The sequence below is a fragment of the Idiomarina sp. ST10R2A5 genome, assembly GCF_051842325.1.
Lineage (GTDB): Bacteria > Pseudomonadota > Gammaproteobacteria > Enterobacterales > Alteromonadaceae > Idiomarina > Idiomarina abyssalis.
Window position 1 is genome coordinate 1 of record NZ_JBNIEX010000018.1, and the last position, 1,291, is coordinate 1,291.

Consider the following 1,291-nt stretch of genomic DNA (forward strand, 5'->3'; position numbering starts at 1 on the left):
TGCCTTTGCTCATAAACACCTCTAGTTTAAGTTACATTGTAACTGTTAAAAGTGTCTAGCAAAGTCTGGGAAGTCCAATAAGGTAGTTTTTTTGCCTTTTAGAGTGAATAATTATACTCAGTATGACACTCTATTATGATTTTTTAGTGTCGCTTAGGCTCTTGTTGTGGCTTCAATATGATACTTTATTTTTTTAATTGTGTTCTTCTACTGTAAAATTCAGAGCTACCAGCATACTCAGTATGAAACTTTATTCCTAAACTACACCCTTTTTTTCGGCGTACATTAAAGTTCTTATCCTTGAGCTAACGGAGTAGCTTTTTGATGAAAGGTTTAACGGCAATACCAAAGCTTCCTGCGATGATAATATAATACTTATCTTTAAAGTCGGTAAGGCCTAACGGCTTGTCTAAAAGATCTACGATATAAGCCACATACCCTATACAAAATATAGCCAAGGATAATGCTATAAAATAAAGACTAAAGTTAGCAATAAAAGAAAAAATTCCTCTAGTCACTTGTTCTTTTTTCATGGTGACCCAATTATGTCTTCGTAACGTGGGTAGCCGTCTTTATCTACCGCCCAACTATTAGTTTCCCAGAAATTGCTAAAGTGCGAGGTAGTGACAATTAGATCATTGACTGAAAACGGCCCGCTTAAAGTAGGGTTGCCAGGCAGGCAGGTTATATAGTAGTCACAGTCTTGAGGTTGACCTATTCCCCAAGTCCCTCCTCCAGGGCATGTTAAAGGGTTGCCATTACAATTGTTTCGTACAAAGTCATCATAATCTATAGGGTTTTCGGAGTAGTACTCACTCCACTCTATCAGGTTTTTTTCACACTTCTTGCTCATTACCTCGTCGGCCATAAATTCGGAGACTCCGCCTGTAATAGCTACTGCGACTTGAGCTGCTCTTGTTTGGGGTAGCAAGGAAGCTGTAACAGTTATTGCAGCTGCTACTCCTCTGCAATGTGTACTCAAACCTTCGTATTCTTCATTGTCGTTATTTGCTGAAGAATGAGCAGAGAAGAGAATTAAAAAACACATTATGGCTATAGTTGAAGTTTTCATAATATCTCCATGTTATTTTTATGTTGAAATTTTATTATTTGTATTTTAGTCGTTTTGTCAAATTTTTCTGTGAAGTCATCTTCGGCATAGTTAAATGCGAATATTCGTTGATTATATGTATATCGTTTGCAGGAGCGCTGAGTGAATCGCCACTGATTTGCTAGACACCTCATAGCCATAGATAATGGCATAAAAGAGGTGCTTATGAGTAACAACCGA

General features: G+C 37.4%; 2 protein-coding genes. Both read right to left on the reverse strand.

The window, feature by feature from the left end:
- Positions 1 to 305: 305 nt before the first annotated feature.
- Entirely contained in the window at positions 306 to 533 is a 228-nt protein-coding gene (locus ACP7FG_RS12945) for a hypothetical protein (RefSeq protein ID WP_439226620.1), read from the reverse strand.
- The gene (locus ACP7FG_RS12950; RefSeq protein WP_224798512.1) at positions 530 to 1,072 is read right to left on the reverse strand and encodes a hypothetical protein; all 543 of its coding nucleotides are present in this window, start codon (positions 1,070 to 1,072) and stop codon (positions 530 to 532) included. Before ACP7FG_RS12950 ends, ACP7FG_RS12945 begins: the two co-directional genes overlap by 4 nt.
- Positions 1,073 to 1,291: the final 219 nt, after the last annotated feature.

What these genes read in the sequence shown, in the direction of transcription:
- ACP7FG_RS12945 (WP_439226620.1), bottom strand. Translation starts at nt 533, where the DNA reads ATGAAAAAAGAACAAGTGACTAGAGGAATTTTTTCTTTTATTGCTAAC.
- ACP7FG_RS12950 (WP_224798512.1), bottom strand. Translation starts at nt 1,072, where the DNA reads ATGAAAACTTCAACTATAGCCATAATGTGTTTTTTAATTCTCTTCTCT.